The following is a 22,225-nucleotide window of genomic DNA, read 5'->3' as shown; positions in this document are numbered from 1 at the left end:
ATATGTAATGTACATATGTAAAATATAGTGTAAAGACAGCTTTGTAAGGAGGACCTCTAGTGGGGAAAGTTACAGAAATCTCGAAACGAAAGCTTCTCGGAATTGCTGGGCTTGGTTGGCTATTTGATGCAATGGATGTTGGGCTTCTTTCGTTTATTATTGCTGCACTGCAAAAAGAATGGCAGCTTAGTGCACAGCAGATGGGGTGGATTGGTAGTATTAACTCCATTGGAATGGCAGTTGGAGCACTTATATTTGGGATATTAGCAGATAAAATTGGTCGTAAACCAGTTTTTATTATTACATTATTATTATTTTCTGTTGGTAGCGGTTTAACAGCTTTATCAACAACGTTAACTGTATTTCTTATACTTCGTTTTCTCATTGGAATGGGACTTGGAGGAGAGTTACCTGTTGCATCAACACTTGTATCTGAAAGTGTTGCCGCACATGAACGTGGTAAAATTGTTGTTTTATTAGAAAGCTTTTGGGCCGGTGGATGGTTAATTGCTGCTCTCATTTCATATTTTGTTATTCCGAAATATGGTTGGCAAACAGCGATGGTTTTAAGTGCAATTCCAGCCTTTTATGCACTATATTTACGCTGGAGTTTACCAGATTCACCACAATTTCAAAAAGTACCTCAAAAACAATCTGTATTTGCAAACATAAAGGCAGTTTGGTCTGGGGAGTACAGAAGAGCGACTGCTATGCTCTGGATTTTATGGTTTTGTGTTGTATTTTCTTATTATGGAATGTTCCTTTGGCTTCCAAGTGTACTAGTATTAAAAGGGTTTAGTTTAATTAAAAGCTTTGAATATGTGTTAATTATGACACTTGCGCAGCTTCCGGGCTATTTTACAGCCGCTTGGTTTATTGAACGTTATGGCCGTAAGTTTGTGTTGATCACATACTTACTTGGAACAGCATGCAGCGCATATTTCTTCGGAGCAGCAGATTCACTTCTCATGCTAATGATCTTTGGTATGTTGCTATCTTTCTTTAATTTAGGAGCTTGGGGAGCGTTATATGCGTATACGCCAGAGCAGTATCCGACAGTCATTCGTGGTACAGGAGCTGGGATGGCAGCGGCATTTGGCCGCATCGGTGGTATTTTAGGACCATTATTAGTTGGTTATCTCGTAGCCATGCATGCTTCTATTTCTTTTGTCTTTACGATCTTTTGTACAGCTATTGTAATTGGTGCTCTTGCTGTACTTGTGCTTGGGAAAGAAACAAAACAACAAGAATTAATATAATGAAAAGGAAGCTATGTAAAGCTTCCTTTTCGTTGTTTTCTGACAAAAACATGATATATTTGATAGAAAAATGGTTTATAAAAAGGGATTATTTCGAAAAAAGCGAATGTATACAACAAGGCGTATGGACAAAAGGATTAGGTGGTTGGGCAGACATGAAAATTTTAATCGTAAATGAACGAGAAGAAAACAGAGGACAATTAATAGATTTTTTCAAAGAACATGTAAAGAATTTGGAATGTTTTGAAGCGAAAACAGGAATGGAATCACTACAGATAGCGAAAAAGTATACGCCAGATTTTATTTTTTTAGATACACAATTACCAGATGCAACGGGTTTTGAAGTCGCAGGCTTGTTGCGCCAATTAACATTACATACAAAGTTTATATTTACAGGAAACGACATGAAAGATGCAATTATATCATTTCGTTTTCACGCTTTTTACTACTTATTGCAACCATTTAAGCAGGAAGACTTGCAGTTTTTATTGCATAGTATTGAGCAAGAAAGAGTAACACAAGAGAAAAATCGGTTGCAAAAGCTCCCAATTGAATGTCATGAAGGAATTACATACATTCGTCCAGACGATATTGTATATATAAGTAAGAATAAAGAAAATAAAACAGTTTCAATTTATACAAATGATAATCAATATATCTCAACATATACATTGCAAGAATTAGAAGGTAAGTTAGCGGTATACGATTTTTTACGTGTTCATAAAAGTTATCTTATTAACGTTATATATGTGCGAGAATTAAAGCCTTATTATAACGGAACGTATAACTTATATTTGGAAAGGTATGATAACCAGCCGATACCTGTTAGTCGAAATTATGTAAAACGGCTTCGAAATAAAATTGAGTTGTAACAAGTCGTGGACGAATTTAAACATGTTAAAATAGGAAACATTCATCATAAGGAATATTATATTTAACTATTCTGAAAATTTAGTACAATTCCCTCTAAGGCATAACATTAGGGGGGATTTTTGTTGAAAGCATGGAAATCTATTTTACTTTGGGGTGTGATTACGGCTTTAGGAGCAGCAGGATTTGCTGTTTTAGCGTTATCTCGCGGTGAAACGATTAATGCAGTTTGGTTGTTGGTTGCCGCTGTTTCCGTATATGCTGTTGCATATCGCTTTTATAGTAGATTTATCTCCAGAAAAGTTTTTGAATTGGACGATAATCGAAAAACACCGGCAGAGCTTTTGAATGATGGGAAAGATTATGTTCCGACAAATAAATGGGTTTTATTTGGGCACCACTTTGCGGCAATTGCTGGGGCTGGACCGCTAGTTGGTCCAATCTTAGCTGCACAGATGGGATATTTACCAGGAACGCTTTGGATTATTGTTGGAGTTGTGTTAGCCGGAGCTGTACAAGATTTTGTGATTTTGTTCGCGTCTATGCGTCGCAACGGGAAGTCGCTTGGTGAAATGATTAAAGAAGAGATTGGTCCAGTAACAGGTTTTATTGCGATGATCGGTATTTTGGGAATTATGATTATTTTATTAGCGGTATTAGCTCTTGTTGTGGTGAAAGCGCTCGTAGGAAGCCCGTGGGGAATGTTTACGATTGCAGCAACAATTCCAATTGCAATTTTAATGGGTGTATATATGCGTTACATTCGCCCAGGTCGTGTTGGAGAAGGTTCAGTTATCGGTATTATTTTACTTCTTTTATCGCTTGTAGCGGGTCAGTATGTAGCGGAAAATCCAACACTTGCTACGATGTTCACATTTAAAGGTGAAACAATTGCAATTATGCTTACCATTTATGGATTTATTGCTTCTGCATTACCTGTTTGGCTATTACTTGCACCGCGTGATTATTTAAGTACGTTTTTAAAGATTGGAACAATTGTTGGTTTAGCGCTCGGTATCGTGATTGTTGCACCAGATTTACAAATGCCGGCAGTTTCACAATTTATTGATGGAACGGGCCCAGTATTTGCAGGGAATTTATTCCCATTCTTATTTATTACAATTGCTTGCGGAGCTGTATCTGGCTTCCATGCGCTTGTTTCTTCTGGTACGACCCCGAAAATGATAGAAAGGGAAGGACATGCACAGCCAATTGGTTACGGTGCTATGCTGATGGAATCATTTGTTGCAGCGATGGCAATGATTGCAGCTTGTGTACTAACGCCAGGTACATACTTTGCAATTAATAGCCCTCCGGCAGTCATTGGAACGGATGTAACACAGGCAGCACAAGTAATTAGTTCTTGGGGGTTTACTGTGACGCCAAATGAGCTGAAAGAATTGGCTGTAAACGTCGGAGAACAAACGATATTATCTCGTACAGGTGGGGCACCGACGTTCGCGATTGGGATGGCTCATATTTTCTCTCAAGTAATTGGCGGAAAAGCATTAATGGCATTTTGGTATCACTTTGCAATTTTATTTGAAGCGCTCTTCATTTTAACAACGATTGATGCAGGAACACGTGTTGGTCGGTTTATGATTCAAGACATTTTAGGGCACGTTTATAAACCATTTGCAAAAACAGATTCTATGCTTTCCAATATTGTTGCAACAACGCTGTGTGTTCTAGGATGGGGATATTTCTTATATCAAGGGGTAATTGATCCGCTTGGTGGTATCAATACGCTATGGCCGCTCTTTGGAATCGCAAATCAAATGTTAGCTGGGATTGCATTATTACTTGGAACGACTGTTTTGTTTAAAATGGGAAAAAAGGCATATGTTTGGGTGACACTCATTCCGACAACGTGGTTACTGATTGTTACAATGACAGCTGGCTATCAAAAGTTATTTCATGAAAATCCGAAAATTGGATTCCTCTCTCATGCAAAAGTGTTCCAAAGTGCACTAGATAAAGGGAAACTATTAGCACCGGCGAAAAACGTAGCACAAATGAAACAAATTATTTTTAATGATTATATTGATGCGACGCTTTGTGGAATTTTCATGCTTGTTGTAATCGCGGTACTGATATCGTCTATTAGAATATGGATACAAGTATTGAACAATAAAGCAACTCCATTAAAAGAAGCGGCGTATGTTCCACGCGATGAAAGCGAGGCACAGCACTATGCTTAAAACAATGATAAGCATGTGGAGATACCGAAAACAATTTATTAGTTTGCTTGTTGGTGTACCTAGCTATGAGAAGTATGTTGCTCATATGAAACAACAACATCCAAATGAAATGATATTATCTCGAAAACAATTTTTTGCCGAAGCGCAAGAAGCAAGATTTAATGCGAAGGGCGGTAAAATTTCGAGATGCTGTTAGAGAGAATATAGTAAAAAAGGGCGATATCTCGCTCTTTTTTTATGTTTCAAAGTTTCACGTGAAACATATAAAGAAAAGTTTTGGAATTGTAGGGGGATAATATACAAAAATAAATAGGAAAAGGGGTACGAAATGGATAGGGATGGAACTTTCATGTGAGTTTTCAAGTTGTAAAAAGACCAGGTATATTTTTATGCTAGATAATCTAGTTGTTAATACAACTATTATTCTTTCTTTTATTTTTGTTGGTATTGTAATGGGAACCTTAGGTGTTCTGCTTATGAAGTTTGGTGTCCATATTGAGGATGTGATGCTAGATTTACGCTATCTTTCTGTTATATTAGCTTTCATCATTATTTTAATTGTACGTCTATTGTTAACGAATTATTCGGTAGGTGCTTCAATCTATGTAGACTCACTGCAGCAACTTATTCAACTTGCAGATGATGCATTATACTCTTCCAACGAAATAGAAGAAATCAAGTGAGTGCTGTTTCATGAAAAATAAAGTCGTCACGTATGGACGACTTTATTTTTAAATTTTAATTCCGCTATTCGCGGGCAGTAGGACCCCTACCATTGATTGAAGTTTCACTTTATACAAGCTCTTTTCCAGCTCCAAATTTACGATATGCACCGTGATGAGTTGGACCCACATATTCGTTTAGTTTGAATGAGTGGTGAATTGCAGCTGTAATAAACTCTTTTGCTACTTGCACAGCTTCTTTTACAGATTTTCCTTTTGCTAACTCTGCTGTAATTGCAGCAGCATATGTACAACCTGCACCGTGTGTGTATGTTGTTTCAATTTTTTCAGATTCTAAAATTTCAAATGTTTCTCCATCGTATAATAAATCGATTGCTTTTTCTGTTCCTAGCTTGCTGCCGCCTTTAATAAGTACATATTTTGTACCTAAAGCATGGATTTTTTCAGCAGCTTGTTTCATATCTTCAAGTGAGTTAATTTTTACACCGCTTAGTTGATACGCTTCAAATAAATTTGGTGTTACAATCAATGCTTTTGGAACAAGCACATCGCGTAAGCATTCGTTCGTTTCTGGATGAAGCGCCTCGTCTGCCCCTTTACATACCATAACAGGGTCTACTACTACGTTTTGTAGATTATGTTTCTCAATTGTTTCAGCAACAAGTTCAATAATTTCAACAGATCCAAGCATACCTGTTTTTAATGCATCAACGCCAACGCCTTCAATTGTCGTTTCTAATTGTGGTTTCAATGTAGACGCTGGAATTGGGAACACATTATGTGCCCAACCGTTATGTGGATCCATTGTTACGATTGTTGTAAGAGCTGTCATACCATATACCCCAAGCTCTTGGAATGTTTTTAAGTCTGCTTGCATACCAGCGCCGCCGCTTGTATCAGATCCAGCAATTGTAAGTGCTTTGTTTAATGTCATTGTGAAAGCCCCCTCAAGTAATATAATGAAAACTACATTTTTATCCATTATATCAATGTTATGAATAACTACAAAGTGAAAAAGTTACTTGCATGTTTTAGAAGAGACTGAATTTGATACAATGAGAAATGAAAATATTGTATGTAGGAGTAGATATGATTAACGACACATTTAAGGCTGGTAGAGGATTTGATTTAACAGCAGAAGAAATTATTGCAGCAGGTCTTGAAAAAGCTGTTAAAGTAGCAAGTGTGTTCTAATTAACAAAACAAACGCTATTTAATAGAGCAGTACCAACACTATAAAAGTGCTGGTACTGTTTTTTTATCCCGCTATTCGTGGGCAGTAATACTCCCACCTCAAAATTCGGTGAAAGCAAAGAAGATAGGTGAGAGATAAACTGCCCGTAAAAGCCCGATTGGTTCAACTAATAATCAGTGGGGGATGAAGAAAACCCCCACTGATTAAAGTTTCACTTTATCCCGCTGCTTTTGAGTGGATTTTTTATTATCGAGAGATGAAGAAAAACTCCCACTGCTGGGAGTTTCGCTTTATTTTACTATTTTATTCTTGTACTAGTTCTTCTTGTTCATTCTTATTATGATTCGGAAGTGGAAATACATTACCGATCATTGCAGCTCCAATCATTGGTAACAATAAATTAATTGGGAAGAACATGAGTAATAATAATGTCATAGCGATTGGTTTTCGTACTGCATAGCTTGAAATAGCTGTCGTTACAATAGCTACACAAGCAACTGGATCTAATGACGGTATGAGAGTTGCTATAGCATAGCCAATACTTGCACCAGAAAATACAATTGGAAAAATATGTCCGCCACGCCAACCTGTAGTTAAACAAACCGCGGTTATACACAACTTTAAAATCCCTGAAAGAGCCAGTATCCCAAATGATATTCCTGTCCATTCATTTACTAAGTCTTTTAATTGGTGTTCTCCTGAAAACAGTGTATACGGAAGTATAGTTCCTGCAATCCCTAAAAGGATACCACCTATAATCGCTAATGTTAGCTTATATTCTTGAAAAGGATGTACTATTCTTTCTAATATATGTTCGAATTGGAAATAACAGTATCCTACCCCAACACCTATAAAAATAAGAGGGAGAAAGGCAATCCATTCATGGAGTGCAAAAGATCCTTCTCCGAAATTAACAATAAAGGATCCTCGATTATCGAACTGACTGAGAAATAAATAAACAGTAAAACCAGCAAAAGTAGTAGCGAGATATACAATAGTCTTTTTCCCTTTAAAATTTTCAGTGAGTTGTGTATCCTCATGTTCTCTTGGAGCTAAATAACCGAATAGTGGTGCATTAAAAATAACACTTAAAGCAGCGCCAATCCCAAATTCTGTTAGTTCGTGCATTCCTTTTAAAGTAAATTTAAAGCGATCACCAACCCACGTACAAAGCCCACCTATAATCCCAACAAGTGCTGCTTCCGGTCCTAAGCTTGCACCAAATACTAAAACAATAATAGCTGTTAACGTAGCTTTATGCACAAAATGGTACTCGATTCTACCTGTTTTCTGATATTCAGCCATGGTCTCTGGCATTAAACGAGGATATGTACCGAAATACTTCTGTGTCAGTCCGACAAGAACACCACCAATTACTGTTACACAAATTGTGTAATAAGAGGGTGATCCTAATTCTTTAGGTAAATATTCCCAAATAAACTGGATTCCAACATTTGTGATAACTAAAAATAACCAGACTATAGCACCAACTATAGCACCTAGAAATATACCGTACATGATGAGTAAATAGTGCATGTTTCTCCTAGTAGCCATTTTTTATGCCTCCTTTATGTTACATCCTATTATGAAAAAGTTAGAGATTCTGATACGAAAATAATTGGGTAACTCATTCAATATGGATATTATCTTTTTTAAAGAGCTACTTATTCAAAGTATATTACAAAAATCAGCATCATTATTGTATGAAGCCCTGAACTAGTCATAATTTTAATCATGTTTATACATATATTTTGATGCTTGCTAAAATTAAGTATAACTCTTTAATTTTACATAGTAAGTAAAGTTTTTGAAACGTTTTTTTGTTTTTAGTATAGAATATCAATGTTTTTTTAATATAATTTAAAGTTTGAGAATGAACAAACGGATTGTTGTTATTTTTACAAAGATTCAGAAAAATAATTGACACTAGGAAATATTTACTATAAAATCAACGGTAATTGCATAAGTCTTATCAAGAATAGGTGGAGGGACCGGGCCCTACGAAACCTTGGCAACAGCCGTAAAACGGAATTGTGCCAAATCCTGCAGGTATTTCCTGAACGATAAGAAAGGCGACATGTCGAGCGTTTATCTAAGCTGCTTCTTTCTTATTTAGGAAAGAAGCAGTTTTTTTTATGTTAAGAAAGAAAGGGGATTGAGGAATGAGTGATACAAGGGGAAAAGGCACAATTTGTGTACAAGGTGGTTATACGCCGAAAAATGGTGAACCGCGTGTTTTGCCGCTTTATCAAAGTACGACGTATAAATACGATACATCTGACGATTTAGCAGCTCTTTTTAATTTAGAGGCAGAAGGTTATATTTATACCCGTATTGGTAACCCAACGCTTGCGGCGTTTGAGCAGAAACTGACGGAGTTAGAAGGCGGAGTTGGTGCGGTTGCAACTGCATCTGGGCAAGCTGCAATTATGTTAGCGGTATTAAATATTTGCGGCAGCGGCGATCACCTGCTTTGCTCATCAACAGTATACGGCGGTACATTTAATTTATTTGCAGTTAGTCTGCGGAAGCTTGGCATTGAGGTTACTTTCTTTAATCCAAACTTAGCCGCTGATGAAATTGTTGCTCTCGCAAATGAGAAAACAAAGCTTGTGTATGCAGAATCGCTTGGAAATCCAGCGATGAATGTTCTTAACTTTAAAGAGTTTTCTGATGCGGCAAAAGAGCTTGAGGTACCATTTATCGTCGACAATACGCTAGCTACGCCGTATTTATGCCATGCATTTGAACATGGTGCAAACATTGTCGTTCATTCTACAACGAAATATATTGATGGCCATGCAAGTTCACTTGGCGGTATTGTCATTGATGGCGGTAATTTCGATTGGAGCAAGTTTCCTGAATTTGTTGAACCAGATCCAAGTTATCATGGTGTGAGTTACGTCCAAAGATTTGGGCAGGCGGCATACATTGTGAAAGCTCGTGTACAGTTATTAAGAGACTATGGAAATTGTATGAGTCCATTCAATGCGTATGTAAGCAATATTGGCTTAGAAACATTGCATCTTCGTATGGAGCGTCATAGTCAAAATGCACTAGCTGTTGCACAGTGGCTATCTCAGCATGAACGCGTTGAGTGGGTCAATTATCCAGGACTTCAAGGTAATGAAAATTATGCATTGGCACAAAAATATTTACCGAAAGGTGCGAGCGGTGTTTTAACGTTTGGAGTAAAAGGCGGTATTGAATCCGCTAAGCAGTTTATTGCAAATGTGAAGCTCGCAGCATTGGTGACGCACGTGGCAGATGCAAGAACTTGTGTGATTCATCCTGCAAGCACGACGCATCGTCAGCTTACTGAAGAGCAGCAGCATCTGGCCGGTGTAACGCCTGATTTAATTCGGTTATCGGTTGGTATTGAAGATGCGGCGGATATTATTGCTGATTTAGCAGAAGCCCTTTCTGGAGGAAAACAGTATGCCGATCATCATTGCTAAAGATTTACCCGCTCGTAAAGTATTACAAAATGAAAATATTTTCGTGATGACGAAAGAACGAGCAGAAACACAAGATATACGTGCTTTGAAGATTGCTATTTTAAATTTAATGCCAACAAAGCAAGAAACTGAAACGCAGTTGCTTCGTTTAATTGGAAATACACCGCTTCAGCTCGATGTACATTTACTGCATATGGAATCTCATACATCAAGAAATGTGGCGCAGGAGCATTTAACAAGCTTCTATAAAACATTTCGGGATATTGAAGGGGAAAAATTTGACGGACTGATTATTACAGGCGCTCCGGTTGAAACACTTCCTTTTGAAGAGGTAGATTATTGGGAAGAATTGAAGCAAATTATGGACTATTCGAAGAAGCATGTTACATCGACGCTTCACGTTTGTTGGGGGGCACAAGCGGGGTTGTATTATCACTATGGTGTTCCGAAACATCCGCTTCAGCAAAAGATGTTTGGTGTGTTTGAGCATGAAGTGAAGCAGGAGCATGTGAAATTGTTACGCGGTTTTGATGAAAGCTTTTTTGCACCGCATTCTCGTCATACAGAAGTCCGTGCATCTGATATTCAAAAAGTGCAGGAACTTGATATGTTAGCGACATCTGAAGAAGCTGGTGTTCATCTTGTTATGAGTAAAGACGAAAAGCATATTTTTGTTCTTGGCCATAGTGAATACAGCTGCGAGACGTTAAAGCAAGAATATGAGCGTGATCAACAAAAGGGGCTCGATATTGCTATTCCAAAAAACTATTTTAGGCATGACAATCCATTGGAAAAGCCAGTGGTAAAATGGCGTAGCCATGGGAATCTACTATTTTCAAATTGGCTAAATTACTATGTATATCAAGAAACCCCTTATATTTTGTAAAGGAAACTATACAACACTTGGTAGCGTTTTCTTTGTAAGGAGTGCCTTTTATTATTCGGAATGTTCCAAATATATTGTTTTTTTGAATTTTACCTTATATAATGGCACCTAAATACAATTTTTAGAGGGGTGGACAATATTATGAACGAAATTCGAGTCGGCTTATTAGGTCTTGGAACTGTAGGAAGCGGTGTGGTGCGTATTATTGAAGATCATCAAGATCGTTTAGCGCATCAAATCGGTTGTCCTGTCAAAGTAGCAAAAGTGTTAGTACAAAACATAGAAAAAGAACGTGAGGTCCAATTAACCCCTACATTGTTAACGAGAAATCCAGATGAAATTATAAATAACCCAGATGTTGACGTTGTTATTGAAGTGATGGGCGGTGTAGAAGATGCGAAAGCATATATTTTACAAGCGCTGCAAAACGGAAAGCACGTTGTAACAGCAAATAAAGATTTAATGGCACTTCACGGTGCAGAACTTCTTACTGTGGCAAAAGAAAATCAAGCTGATTTGTTTTATGAAGCAAGTGTAGCAGGCGGTATTCCGATTTTGCGAAGCATTGTGGAAGGTCTCTCTTCTGATCGGATTACGAAAATGATGGGGATTGTGAACGGAACAACGAATTTTATTTTGACAAAAATGTCTGACGAAGGGAGAGCATACGAAGACGTGTTAAATGAAGCACAGCAACTTGGATTTGCAGAAGCAGATCCAACATCGGACGTTGAAGGGTTAGATGCGGCTCGAAAGATGACGATCTTAGCGACACTAGGCTTTTCTACAAATGTAGAACTTCATGATGTGAATGTAAAAGGGATTACATCCATTACGGAGGAGGATATTACATATAGTAAGAGCTTAGGCTATACAATTAAGTTAATCGGCGTAGCGAAGCGTGATGGTGAAAAATTAGAGGTTACAGTAGAACCAACACTGCTGCCAAATGCGCACCCACTTGCAACTGTTCAAAATGAATATAATGCCGTATATGTATACGGTGAAGCGGTAGGAGAAACAATGTTTTACGGACCAGGTGCAGGAAGCTTACCAACAGCAACAGCTGTTGTATCTGACTTAGTTGCGGTTATGAAAAATGTACGCCTCGGTGTAACGGGGAATAGTGCTGTGACTCCGCAATATGAGAAAGTGTTAAAAGAGGAAGACGAAATTTATGTGAAGAAGTTTCTACGCCTTCATGTGAAAGATGAGGTAGGTGTGTTTGCAAAAATTACATCTCTGTTCTCTGAACGCGGCGTTAGCTTCGAAAAGATTATTCAAATGCCATTACAAGAGAAAGGAGCAGCTGAGATTGTTATCGTTACACACCGCGCATCCCTTGCAGACTATGCGTATATTTTAGAAACGCTAGAGACGTATGAAGAAGTGGATTGCGTGAAAGCGAATTACCGTATTGAAGGAGATGCTCGCTAATGTGGAACGGACTACTTGCTGCTTATAAAGAATATTTACCGATTACTGATCAGACGCCGGCCCTTTCGTTATCAGAAGGAAATACACCACTTGTTTTATTAGAAAACCTTTCAGAAAAATGGGGTGTTTCTGTTTATGCGAAAGTAGAAGGGGCAAACCCGACTGGTTCCTTTAAAGATCGCGGGATGGTTATGGCAGTAGCGAAGGCAAAGGAAGCTGGCAGCAAAACAGTTATTTGCGCTTCAACAGGAAATACATCTGCAGCTGCAGCTGCTTATGCAGCGCGCGCAGGTTTATCTTGCATTGTTATGATTCCGAACGGAAAAATTGCATACGGTAAGTTAGCTCAGGCAGTGATGTACGGAGCTGAGATTATTAGTATTGACGGGAACTTTGACCATGCTCTGCAAATGGTGCGGAAGCTGAGCGACTCATCGCCCATTACACTTGTGAATTCAGTGAATCCGTATCGCATTGAAGGGCAAAAAACAGCAGCATTTGAAATTTGTGATGCACTTGGAAAAGCGCCTGATATTTTAGCCATTCCAGTTGGGAATGCGGGCAATATTACAGCATACTGGAAAGGGTTTACAGAGTATAACGAAAAGCATAGTACGGGTTTACCGGAAATGCGCGGCTTTGAAGCGGAAGGAGCGGCAGCGATTGTACGCGGATATAAAATTGAAGATCCTGAGACAGTTGCCACTGCAATACGCATCGGTAACCCTGCAAGCTGGGATAAAGCCGTTGCAGCTGCCCGTGATTCAAATGGAAAAATTGATGAGGTAACAGATGCAGAAATTCTTCAGGCATATGAATGGCTTGCTAAGTATGAAGGGATTTTTGCAGAGCCTGCTTCTTGTGCGTCGCTTGCTGGTATTTATAAGCAAGTACAAACAGGAGAAATAACAAAGGGAAGTAAAATTGTTGCTGTTTTAACAGGAAATGGTTTAAAGGATCCTAATATTGCAATTGATACGAAAAAAATTCAGCCGCTTGTTTTGCCAAATGATGAAAAGGTTGTGTTTGAACACATTCAAGGAGCTGTCCTGCGATGAAGGCGGCTCCCATGTTTACAATTCGTGTGCCTGCCAGTACGGCAAATCTTGGGCCAGGCTTTGATTCAATTGGCCTTGCGGTAAGTAAATATTTAACGGTAGATGTATTTTCGCATTACAGATGGGAGTGCAAGGCCAAAACACCACTTCTTCAAGGTGTTCCAGAAGATGAGAATAATTTACTGATTGAGACTGCTAGGGGAATAGCCGCTCGTTATAATAAGGAGCTTCCATATTGTAGTCTCTATCTCGATAGTGATATTCCATTAGCAAGAGGACTTGGAAGCAGTGCCTCGGCAATTATTGCTGGGATTGAACTTGCCGATCAGCTCTGTGATTTGCATTTATCTAGCAGAGAAAAGCTATTGATTGCAACGGAAATAGAAGGACATATTGATAATGTTGGAGCTGCGTTATATGGTGGACTTATAATAGGAACGTATGATGGAGAAGATATTGCATTTTTGTCACAGCCTATTCATGATGTAGAACTTGTTGCAGTTATTCCTTCATATGAACTCAAAACAGCTCATTCAAGAGACGTGCTTCCGAGTAAGTTATCGTATATGGACGGCATTCGCGGCAGTGGTGTTGCCAATGTACTTGTAGCAGCTTTATGTAAAGAGGATTGGGTGCTTGCTGGAGAAATGATGAAACAGGATATGTTTCATGAACCGTACCGTAAACAGCTTGTTCCTGAATTACAAACACTTCATGAATTAAAGCATGAGAATGTATATGGTGTTTCTTTAAGCGGTGCCGGTCCAACTGTGCTTTGTTATGTGAAAAAAGGAAGTGCTCAAGAAGTGAAGGTATGGCTGCAATCTATTTTCGGTCATTGCGTAGTAGAAACGCTTCAAGTTGTAAACGAAGGGGTTCATATTATATACGAACAACAAAAGCCCATTGAAAGCATATAGCTTTCAATGGGCTTCTTGCGTACGACTACTTTGTAAGATTTTTGTACCAATTTGAATAAATGTTTGAATGAGCCAGCCTGTTGTAAAAGATAGAATAATGGTACCAAAATAAATAGGCCCATGTAGCATGAAACTACCAGCTAAAAATAGACAAGCTAGAGAAATTTCTGTTTTCTGAAAGGACCACTTTGTTTTTTCAGAGATTGTTAAAACAAATGCTTCTTGCGGCGCAGTGCCAAGCTGTGATGAAACATAGATACCGATCCCTGCGCCGACAGATACATTTCCGCATATAAGTGTTATATAATTTGGAAGAGCTCGAATGCCATCCATTATAAATGCAACGGAGCCAATCATATCAACAAAAACGGAGATTAGCACCATCGTTACGATTGTACCAATTGTAATGCGCTTTCGGTTCATATACAGTACGATAAGGGTAAAGATAAGATTGATAATAAACATCCAAGATCCGATGCTTAAACCAAAATTTTGATATAAAGCAATGAAAAGCGAATCATACGGACTAAGACCAAATGAAGTAATCGTTGTCATCATATTTATACCGAGAGAGAGTAGCAGTAATCCACCTATAAAAAAGATATACTCTAGCTTAATTTTCATAATGAAACACAAATCCTTTCTTAATAAGCTTGCTAGCAAAGGATATAATGTGAAAAGCTTACCAGGTCAAGGGGTACATTTCTAAAATTTTTTTGTATGCGATAATATGAATGATGGGAAGGAGGATTTTATTATGCCAAATATAAAAAAAATCGCAGAAATGGCAGGTGTCTCAATTTCTACCGTTTCACGCGTTTTAAATAATCATCCGTATGTAAATGAGCAAAAACGAAAAGAGATATTAGCAATTATCGAAAAGTTAAATTATACGCAAAATTCGAATGCCATCCATTTAGTAAGAGGGAAAACGAATGTTATTGGTGTTCTCCTTCCGTTTGTAAACAATCAATATTACAGTGCAATTATAGAAGGCATTTCAAGAGAGGCCGCAAAACATAATTACAATATGATGCTTTGTCAAACAGGTTATAGTGCTGATAAAGAAATAGAAATTTTGAATATGTTAAAGATGAAAAAGTTAGACGGGGTCATTATATGTTCGAAAATCAATGATTGTCAGGAGATCGAGAAGTACGCAAAGTTTGGTCCAATTGTGACGTGTGAAGATACGATATCAAATACAATTTCTAGTATTCATATTGATCACTACAAAACGTTTGCATTAGGAATGGAGTATTTAATAGAAAAGGGACATAAACGAATTGGATACTGCGTTGGACGAAGTAATAGTTTCAACAGTCAAAATCGAAAGCAAGCGTACTTGGACGCTTTATCATCTATCCATGTTATGCCGAAAGAGGATTGGGAGTTTGTAGATTGTTTTACAATAGAGGACGGGAAACGTGTTGTTCAATCACTGCTTCATATGAAAGAGCGTCCAACCGCTCTTCTTGTATCTTGTAATCATATTGCAGCTGGTATTGTAACAGCCGCCCAAAAAAGCGGCCTTTCTATTCCAGATGATATCACGATTATTGGTTGTGATGATCAGCAAGTTGCAGAGATACTAGATATTACAACAATTGCTCATTCGAGTGTGGAGGTTGGTGCAGGTGCGTTTACAATTTTGCATGACCAAATTACGAGTAGAGAAAAAGAAGTAAAAAGAATTGAGTTATTTGCGAAATTAACGGAAAGACTTACAACATAAGGAATAAAGTGAAAAGCACAATCTGGATTAAAATGATTGTGCTTTTTTCATAGGCTGATGAAAATCGCTTTTCGAATTTCCATTTGGTATAATATGGTCAATCTATAAGGGGATAAAGGGGTTTTAGGATGAGATCGAAATTTGTGAAAGCTATTTTATTTGTTACACTGGCATCTTTTTGTTTATTTGCTTACGGCTTTATTGCCGGTGTAAATGATGTTCTAAATCCGAAAGTCTCTAAGTTAACTCCCGCTGTGCCAAAAGAAGCAAAAGGGAAACAACAAAAAGGAACGTTACAAATTGTTAGTTTAGGTGATTCTTTAACGCGCGGTGTTGGAGATAAAGAAGGCATTGGATATATTGGACGTATGAAGAATGAATTGCAAACGAAATACAAACAAAAGGTAGCGCTTACAAATTTAGCGGTGAGCGGTGCAAAAATGCCTGATTTACTGAAACAAATGGAAAGCAGCGGCGCCGGATATGCAATCAAGAAAGCTGATGTGCTTGTTTTGACAATTGGAGGAAATGACTTATTTCCAGGATGGGAATCGCTTGGGAATCTTGATTTAACGACGTATCGCCCTGATACAGTAACATTTCAAAATAATGCGAAGCAAATTTTATCCAAGCTGCGGCAATTAAATCCAAACAGCCCAATTTTCTGGATTGGTTTGTATAATCCATTTGAAGATGTAGAAGAGCTAAAAGGCTCGTCTCCAATTGTTATTGATTGGAATGCGTCATTAGAAAAAATTGCACTCGATTATCCAAACGTATATGTTGTCCCGACATTTGATATGTTCCAAAATCGTGGTAAGGATTTATTATATTCTGATCACTTTCACCCGAATGAAACAGGCTATACATTCATAGCGGATCGGTTATTACAAAATGTTGTGAGTAAATTAAAGCTTACTGGGGGTGAAGAGAAATGACGACGGTACTATCTGCACGAAATTTAAAAAAAGTAATTAAGAAAAAAACGCTTGTTGAAAATGTATCGTTTGATATACAACAAGGAGAAGTATTTGGTTTTTTGGGGCCAAACGGAGCGGGGAAAACAACAACGATTCGTATGCTTGTCGGTCTTATTCAAGCAACAGAGGGAACAATTTCAATCGGTGATTATGATATAAAAGAAGATTTTCGCGGGGCGATGAGGCAAATTGGGAGTATCGTTGAAAACCCTGAATTGTATACATATTTGACTGGCTTTGAGAATTTAAAGCAATTTGCTCGCATGCTGGGCGGGATTTCTGATGAGCGTATTATAGAAATTGCAAAAATGGTACATCTTGATGAACGCATTCACGATAAGGTGAAAACATATTCACTTGGAATGAAGCAACGTCTTGGGATTGCACAAGCTCTTCTTGGGAATCCGAAACTCCTTATATTAGATGAACCGACGAATGGGCTCGATCCGGCTGGTATTCGAGAACTTCGTGAATTTGTGCATACACTTGTGAAAGAGGAAAACATGAGCGTATTCATCTCCAGCCATTTGTTAAGTGAAGTGCAAATGATTTGTGACCGGGTTGCGATTATTAATAAGGGGAAAGTGATTACGGTAGCAAGGGTTGAAGAATTAGTGAAGCAAGCGAGTGGCCGTATGGAGTGGATTGTTACACCGCTTGAAAAAGCAAAGACAGTGCTTGAAGAATCTGGTGAAGTGACAGAACTTGTAATAGAAGAAGGGCGATTATTATGCCGGATGAATCAAGAGCGTGTAAGTTTTTGCAATAAGAAATTAGTAGAGCACGATGTAGACGTTCATAGTGTAAAAGAAATTGTATTTACATTAGAAGATTTATTTATGGAACTGACAAAGGGGGAGCAACATGCGTGAATTTGCGAACCTCGTCTATAATGAGGCGGAGAAAATATATCGAAAGAAGCGCATCTTAGTAGTCATGCTCATTTTGGCGATATTAATTCCAATTTTTGTGTATGCGCAGTATCGGGAAGTGCAGACGACTATAAAACGTCTTGGTACTAGTGATTGGAAAGTATCGTTGCAGCAGCAAATTGTTGATTCGCAAAATCGTTTAAATAGCTCGCGTCTACCGGAAGAATGGAAAGACTGGCTAAAAGTAAGGATAGAACAGCAACAATATTATTTAGATCATAATATTAATCCAATTGCTCCAGGAGCACCGACTTTTGTACGTTTATTTATTGAACAAGGAATTACGTTATTTATTCCGCTTCTCGTCATGATTGTAGCAATTGATATCGTATCGGGAGAACGGAGCGATGGAACGATGAAAATGCTCCTTACTCGGCCAATTCGGCGCTGGAAAATTCTTTTAAGTAAATACGTGACGATGGTGTTGTTTATTTCGCTCATTTTATTACTTGTTGGTGTTATTTCTTATGTAATATCAGGAATTGTATTTGGTTATTCGGGATGGAATTTACCGGTGCTGACAGGGTTTGTTACTGAAAAGGATACGTTAAACACAAACTTTGTTCATCTTATTCCGCAGTGGCAATATATTATTATGGCTTACGGGCTTGCTTGGTTTGTTGCGGTTGTCGTCGGCACAATCTCATTTATGGTTTCCGTACTGATTCGCAATATACCGGCTGGCATGGGAGTTATGCTGGCAGCATTAATTGCGGGAGGTATCTTAAATAATTTTGCAACGTCTTGGGAAGGTGCAAAATATATTTTTAGTGTCAATTTATCGTTAACGGATTACTTATCAGGACAGTTACCAGCACTGCAAGGATTATCGATGAGCTTTTCATTACTTAATCTAACAATTTGGGCAGTTGTATCGCTCATTATTGCTTTTGCAGTATTTACAAAACAAGATATGGTCAATTAATACGATAGGAAGTGAAAAAATGGAACAAATACTAAAGAATGATTGGGCACCGTTGCTCGCACCTGAATTTGAGAAACCATACTATCAACAATTACAATCATTTTTAAAAGAAGAATATCATACACATGTTGTATATCCAAAGCAGGAGGATATTTTTAATGCTTTGCATTATACAAGCTATCAAGATACGAAGGTACTTATTTTAGGACAAGATCCATATCATGGGCCAGATCAAGCGCACGGTTTAAGTTTTTCCGTGCAACCTGGCGTACGTACGCCGCCGTCACTGCAAAACATGTATAAAGAATTACTGGATGACCTTGGCTATCCAATCCCGAATAACGGCTATTTAGTAAAATGGGCAGAGCAAGGTGTGCTTTTACTAAATACTGTATTAACTGTACGTCAAGGAGAAGCCAATTCCCATAAAGGAAAAGGGTGGGAAGTTTTCACAGATCGCATTATTGAATTGTTAAATGAACGTGAGAAACCAGTTCTCTTTGTGTTATGGGGGCGACCTGCTCAGGCAAAGAAAAAGCTCATTACAAATCCAAATCATCATATTATTGAATCTGTTCATCCAAGCCCATTATCAGCACGCCGAGGGTTCTTTGGCAGCAAACCATTTTCAAAAATAAACAACTTGTTAGTAAAACAAGGAGAACGGGAGATTGATTGGCAAATTCCGAACCTCTAAATGAGAGTTCTTTCATTTAGAGATTTATACATTTAAAAAACAGACCACTACATATGTAGCGGTCTGTTTTTATTTATTTATTTTCTTCTTTTTTTAATTTCGCATCTAGTACGAACGTACCAAATGGAATAACAGATGCAACAAGCGCACCAAATGCCCATGACTTTGATTTATGATGAATAGTGGTTACTTGAAAGACAGCGTAGATGAATAATATAAACAAGACACCATGTGCCATACCTGCTACAGTAACGGCTTTTGCAAAACCTGCAAAATATTTTAGCGGCATTGCGATGAATAGAAGGATGAGAAAAGAAATTCCTTCAAGTACTCCAATAACTCTTAAACGTCCAATCGGTGTTGATAACATAAAATGACCTCCTTATAAGCCTGTCTATGATAAATTTGTATTCTTTTTGTGAATAAAATAGCCTATTTTATTCCATTATAATCGAAAATAAACTTTACACTACAAGAATAGTGCAAAGTTCAAAATATCTTCACAAGCTGCTAAAAATAAAAGATAAATCCCGCTGAAATATTTGACTTCAGCGGGATTTTATAGACGATTGGTTTAACTAATCTTCAACGAGCAGGCTATTTTATACAAGCACTTCGCTGTTTAATACAAATTGTTCTACGACTTTTGCAACACCGTCATTCATGTTTGTGTCTGTTACATGATTAGCAATGGCTTTAATGTCATCAGGTGCATTGCCCATTGCAACGCCAAGGCCAGCAAATTCAATCATTGCTAGGTCATTGTAGCTATCGCCCATTGCGATAACTTCTTCACGTTGAATACCAAGTTTTTGGATGAGTTGGTTTAAGCTTGTGCCCTTTGTTACGCCAGCCTCTGTAAATTCTAAGAAGAATGGCTTTGAGCGCATAACACTTAATTGTCCTTCAAATTCTTGTTGTAATTTTTTTTCAACCTCTACAAGGCGTTCTGGTGCTTCCATCATTAATACTTTCACAACAGGTTCTTTCACTGTATCTATAAAACTATCAATTTCAATAATTGGCATACCCGTAATATGAGCTTCAACTTCTGTATATTGATTATTTTCTTCTGTTACAATGTCATCGCCGATATACGTATGAATCCAAACATCCTCATGCTGGCTTGTTTTATATAAATTATGAACGGTTTCAGGTGATAACGTACTGCTAAATAATTCCTCATTTGTTTTGCAGTTAATAATTTTTGCGCCGTTAAACGATAAAATAAAACTTCCGTATTCTTCTAAACGAAGTTCTTTTGCAATCGCCCACATCGCAAATGTTGGACGGCCAGAAGCTAGTACGACTTTCACGCCGCGTTCTTGTGCTTTCATCAGCGCTTCTTTTGTACGCGGTGAAATGGTATGGTCATCGCGAAGTAATGTATCATCTAAATCTAGTACAATCATTTTATAAGACATTTGAATGGTCCTTCCTATATGAATTTAAAATAAATTATAAGACACCGAACTTCTCTGTTAATGGAATCGATTCCGTGCGCATTCATATACGAGCAGAAGAATCTTGTCTGCTCGTATATGTCTCTATTATCGTAACAATACTTAAAATAGACTGCAATGCTTGAAGTTTGCCAATTTGGTTTACATTTTGTGTCGATTGGCTCAACTGGTTTTTAATAGGGGCTTTTCTCTAAGATGTGTGTTTGTCCGTTGAACGAGAAAATAATACTTCTAGTATAATTGCCATTACAGAACCGAGTACAAGGCCGTTGCTTAAAAAGGATGCAAGAAACGGTGGAAGTGAAGAAAAGGATTCTGATGGGATGAACATGACACCAATCCCGGTAAAGAGAGCGAGACCGGAAACTTTGAATAAGCGCTCTTTATCTTTTACAGTTTCATATTCTCGAAAAGCTAGCCCAATCATACTTGCAAATACAGGATAAATAGCTGCATAACCAACAGCTACTGGAATCGCTGCAAAGAAAGATGTAACTTTCGGAAATAGGCTAATGAGAATAATAAAGGTTGAACCTAGAATAAACGGTAATCGTTTATAAATATTTGTTGTTGAAATAAAACCAGCTGATCCAGAAATAGCAACAGGCCCAATTGCTGAAAAAAGGCCCCCAAGAAGCTGGTTGATGCCAGTAATAACCCCTGCTTGTTTAAATCGATTTTGTATTGGGATTTCTTCATGTTTTGAAACGACTTGTTGCACAACGCGAATACTTGCTAACATGTTTGTAAGCAGTAGTAGTGTTACGAAAACAACCGTAATGACCATATTCGATTCTACGCGGGGCATACCGAAAACAAAGATAGAAGGAAGATGGATGATATCATTTACTGGTGTAATCGGATTAGAGAGTCCGAAGTAAGCAAATAGAATCCAGCCGATTACGATACTACATAAAACAGAATATTGTCCCAGAACAGGTAGCTTCATAATAAAGAATGATAGTAAAATAACGATGAGAGAAAGAAGAAGTACTTTTCCTTGTATTTCTTTATGTTGTCCATCAAGTCCAAACATTCCTTTCAAAAAGGAGCCGCTTAGCTGGGCAACGAGAAGAAATAAATATGTTCCGACGACAGTTGGTGTAAAATAGCGCACGAGCTTATCAATAAGCCCAAATACACTAAGAAGGATACAAATGAGACCGCTTAGTAAAAAAGAATATTGTAATACACGAAGTGTTTCACCACTTGACCCGAATAACGTAATTCCGAGGCTTGCGTATAATGAAAATATACCCCACCAAAGTCCAGCAGGCCCTTCTTGAATTGGCAAGCGATGTCCAAATACAGCTTGTAATATGCCGGCAAAGCCAAGAACAAATAATGTTCGTTGTACAAAAGCGATAGCCTCTGCCCCTTCAAGTCCGTAATTAGCAGCAACACTAATCGGAACAATAAGACTACCGGCTAAAATAAATAATGCCCATTGCAAGGCAGAAAGAAATGTTTTCATCTTATCGACCTCTTTCTTGTATTCCGTTTCTAGTATATATGTATTTGATTTG

General features: G+C 37.9%; 20 protein-coding genes, 1 pseudogene and 1 riboswitch. Of the genes and pseudogenes, 15 read left to right on the top strand and 6 right to left on the bottom strand.

The genetic code is table 11. The features are described 5' to 3' along the window. Positions 1–59 precede the first annotated feature (59 nt). From NKR74_RS23495 to NKR74_RS23475, 5 genes and pseudogenes are all read left to right on the top strand, one after another. The gene (locus NKR74_RS23495) at positions 60–1,259 is read left to right on the top strand and encodes an MFS transporter (RefSeq protein WP_253631018.1); all 1,200 of its coding nucleotides are present in this window, start codon (positions 60–62) and stop codon (positions 1,257–1,259) included. A gap of 155 nt (positions 1,260–1,414) precedes the next feature. Next, the gene (locus tag NKR74_RS23490) at positions 1,415–2,131 is read left to right on the top strand and encodes a LytR/AlgR family response regulator transcription factor (RefSeq protein WP_253631017.1); all 717 of its coding nucleotides are present in this window, start codon (positions 1,415–1,417) and stop codon (positions 2,129–2,131) included. A 123-nt stretch (positions 2,132–2,254) separates the two neighbouring features. After that, positions 2,255–4,330, top strand: a complete 2,076-nt coding sequence (locus NKR74_RS23485; protein WP_253631016.1) for a carbon starvation CstA family protein — start codon at positions 2,255–2,257, stop codon at positions 4,328–4,330. Next, a complete protein-coding gene (locus NKR74_RS23480; protein ID WP_098310102.1) occupies positions 4,323–4,526 on the top strand; it encodes a YbdD/YjiX family protein in 204 nt (67 codons plus the stop codon). The genes NKR74_RS23485 and NKR74_RS23480 overlap by 8 nt, the downstream gene beginning before the upstream one ends. Before the next feature lie 193 nt (positions 4,527–4,719). Continuing rightward, positions 4,720–4,932 (top strand): annotated as a pseudogene (locus tag NKR74_RS23475) (GGDEF domain-containing protein); the annotation flags it as partial. 190 nt (positions 4,933–5,122) lie between these two features. Here NKR74_RS23475 and pdxK read toward each other — a convergent pair. Both pdxK and NKR74_RS23460 read right to left on the bottom strand, forming a co-directional pair. After that, positions 5,123–5,947, bottom strand: a complete 825-nt coding sequence (gene pdxK, locus NKR74_RS23470) for a pyridoxine/pyridoxal/pyridoxamine kinase (RefSeq protein ID WP_098310101.1) — start codon at positions 5,945–5,947, stop codon at positions 5,123–5,125. Positions 5,948–6,511: 564 nt separating this feature from the next. Continuing rightward, positions 6,512–7,762, bottom strand: a complete 1,251-nt coding sequence (locus NKR74_RS23460) for a chloride channel protein (RefSeq protein ID WP_253631015.1) — start codon at positions 7,760–7,762, stop codon at positions 6,512–6,514. A gap of 412 nt (positions 7,763–8,174) precedes the next feature. Further along, positions 8,175–8,278: riboswitch (SAM riboswitch) on the top strand. A 92-nt stretch (positions 8,279–8,370) separates the two neighbouring features. Here NKR74_RS23460 and NKR74_RS23455 point away from each other — a divergent pair. The 5 genes from NKR74_RS23455 to thrB all read left to right on the top strand — a co-directional run bounded on the left by NKR74_RS23455 (position 8,371) and on the right by thrB (position 13,967). After that, complete coding sequence (locus tag NKR74_RS23455) at positions 8,371–9,666, top strand: bifunctional O-acetylhomoserine aminocarboxypropyltransferase/cysteine synthase (protein ID WP_253631014.1); 1,296 nt, start codon at positions 8,371–8,373, stop codon at positions 9,664–9,666. Next, complete coding sequence (metA, locus tag NKR74_RS23450; RefSeq protein WP_098310098.1) at positions 9,647–10,552, top strand: homoserine O-acetyltransferase MetA; 906 nt, start codon at positions 9,647–9,649, stop codon at positions 10,550–10,552. The genes NKR74_RS23455 and metA overlap by 20 nt, the downstream gene beginning before the upstream one ends. A gap of 141 nt (positions 10,553–10,693) precedes the next feature. Beyond that, positions 10,694–11,989, top strand: a complete 1,296-nt coding sequence (locus NKR74_RS23445; RefSeq protein ID WP_253631013.1) for a homoserine dehydrogenase — start codon at positions 10,694–10,696, stop codon at positions 11,987–11,989. Continuing rightward, positions 11,989–13,047: a threonine synthase gene (gene thrC, locus NKR74_RS23440; protein WP_253631012.1), complete on the top strand. Its 1,059-nt coding sequence runs from the start codon at positions 11,989–11,991 to the stop codon at positions 13,045–13,047. Before NKR74_RS23445 ends, thrC begins: the two co-directional genes overlap by 1 nt. An 11-nt stretch (positions 13,048–13,058) precedes the next feature. Next, a complete protein-coding gene (thrB, locus tag NKR74_RS23435; RefSeq protein ID WP_253631011.1) occupies positions 13,059–13,967 on the top strand; it encodes a homoserine kinase in 909 nt (302 codons plus the stop codon). Positions 13,968–13,970: 3 nt separating this feature from the next. Here thrB and NKR74_RS23430 read toward each other — a convergent pair whose 3' ends face one another. Then, positions 13,971–14,591, bottom strand: a complete 621-nt coding sequence (locus tag NKR74_RS23430) for a YczE/YyaS/YitT family protein (protein WP_301287744.1) — start codon at positions 14,589–14,591, stop codon at positions 13,971–13,973. 133 nt (positions 14,592–14,724) lie between these two features. Here NKR74_RS23430 and NKR74_RS23425 point away from each other — a divergent pair, with 133 nt between their 5' ends. The 5 genes from NKR74_RS23425 (at position 14,725) to NKR74_RS23405 (ending at position 19,236) form a co-directional block, all read left to right on the top strand. Further along, entirely contained in the window at positions 14,725–15,702 is a 978-nt protein-coding gene (locus NKR74_RS23425; RefSeq protein WP_253631010.1) for a LacI family DNA-binding transcriptional regulator, read from the top strand. Between the two features lie 128 nt (positions 15,703–15,830). Next, the gene (locus NKR74_RS23420) at positions 15,831–16,640 is read left to right on the top strand and encodes an SGNH/GDSL hydrolase family protein (RefSeq protein WP_253631009.1); all 810 of its coding nucleotides are present in this window, start codon (positions 15,831–15,833) and stop codon (positions 16,638–16,640) included. Then, positions 16,637–17,554: an ABC transporter ATP-binding protein gene (locus NKR74_RS23415; RefSeq protein WP_253631008.1), complete on the top strand. Its 918-nt coding sequence runs from the start codon at positions 16,637–16,639 to the stop codon at positions 17,552–17,554. Before NKR74_RS23420 ends, NKR74_RS23415 begins: the two co-directional genes overlap by 4 nt. Next, complete coding sequence (locus tag NKR74_RS23410) at positions 17,547–18,539, top strand: ABC transporter permease (RefSeq protein WP_253631007.1); 993 nt, start codon at positions 17,547–17,549, stop codon at positions 18,537–18,539. Before NKR74_RS23415 ends, NKR74_RS23410 begins: the two co-directional genes overlap by 8 nt. Positions 18,540–18,558: 19 nt before the next feature. Then, positions 18,559–19,236 (top strand): uracil-DNA glycosylase, encoded by a 678-nt coding sequence (locus NKR74_RS23405; RefSeq protein ID WP_253631006.1) that lies wholly within the window; start codon positions 18,559–18,561, stop codon positions 19,234–19,236. 73 nt (positions 19,237–19,309) lie between these two features. On the opposite strand, the gene NKR74_RS23400 is transcribed toward NKR74_RS23405, so the two are convergent. The 3 genes from NKR74_RS23400 to NKR74_RS23390 all read right to left on the bottom strand — a co-directional run bounded on the left by NKR74_RS23400 (position 19,310) and on the right by NKR74_RS23390 (position 22,173). Next, complete coding sequence (locus NKR74_RS23400) at positions 19,310–19,606, bottom strand: DUF3817 domain-containing protein (protein WP_098310089.1); 297 nt, start codon at positions 19,604–19,606, stop codon at positions 19,310–19,312. A gap of 232 nt (positions 19,607–19,838) precedes the next feature. Further along, a complete protein-coding gene (locus NKR74_RS23395) occupies positions 19,839–20,660 on the bottom strand; it encodes a Cof-type HAD-IIB family hydrolase (RefSeq protein WP_253631005.1) in 822 nt (273 codons plus the stop codon). A gap of 229 nt (positions 20,661–20,889) precedes the next feature. Then, positions 20,890–22,173, bottom strand: coding sequence for a purine/pyrimidine permease (locus NKR74_RS23390; protein WP_253631004.1), 1,284 nt, complete (start codon positions 22,171–22,173; stop codon positions 20,890–20,892). Between the last annotated feature and the right edge of the window lie 52 nt (positions 22,174–22,225).

It is taken from the genome of Bacillus sp. 3103sda1, from assembly GCF_024159135.1.
Lineage (GTDB): Bacteria > Bacillota > Bacilli > Bacillales > Bacillaceae_G > Bacillus_A > Bacillus_A rhizoplanae.
The sequence above is the reverse complement of the archived record's forward strand: the minus strand, read 5'-3'. Positions and strand labels throughout refer to the sequence as shown.